Origin of the sequence: Rhodococcus sp. 15-649-2-2 (genome assembly GCF_002258645.1) — a bacterium.
GTDB lineage: Bacteria > Actinomycetota > Actinomycetes > Mycobacteriales > Mycobacteriaceae > Rhodococcoides.
Window position 1 is genome coordinate 1 of record NZ_NPFM01000041.1, and the last position, 583, is coordinate 583.

General features: G+C 61.4%; 1 protein-coding gene. It reads left to right on the top strand.

Going from position 1 to position 583, the window contains the following annotated elements; genetic code table 11:
- Positions 1–52: 52 nt before the first annotated feature.
- Positions 53–538 carry a helix-turn-helix domain-containing protein gene (locus tag CH305_RS28565; RefSeq protein ID WP_094705665.1) on the top strand — a complete coding sequence of 162 codons (486 nt, stop codon included), beginning with the start codon at positions 53–55 and terminating at the stop codon, positions 536–538.
- The last annotated feature ends 45 nt before the right edge of the window (positions 539–583 follow it).

Below are 583 nucleotides of genomic sequence, written 5' to 3' on the forward strand. Positions count from 1 at the left end.
TCCCCGGAAGTTGGACTGAGTAATTCAGTTCCGACTACTGGGGAGCGTGTGCATGCGTGTACGAAGTTCACTTACAGAGGATCAGCGGGTCGCGGCGGTAGCGTTGTTCGAGGATGGCATGGGTGCTGTCTCGGCTGCTGCGAAGGTCGGTGGCGGGACGAATGCTGTGGTTGTCCTCTACGACCGGTGGCGGGTTCGAGGGAGACATGCATTGGTGGAGAAACCGGATCGACAACACTTCTCGTTCGAGTTCAAACTTGCTGTGGTGCAACGTGTTCTGGCTGGAGAGAACAAGATCGAGCTCGCCCGCGAGTACGGACTGTCGTCGGCGAGAATCATCGAACCGTGGGTTCGCGGATACCGCCGCGACGGCGACGAGGCGCTACGTCCGAAGCGGGCGGGACGTCGACCGGCACCGGGAGTTGATCCGGGTGAGGCCAGCGAGCTCGACCGCCTGCGTGAGGAGAACGAGCGGTTGCGGACGCAGGTGGCGTACCTGGGAAAATTGCGGGCCTTGAGGGAACAGGGACGACGGTGAAGGTTCTCGCTGTCATCGCCCTCAAGGCTCAGTACCGTCTCGATG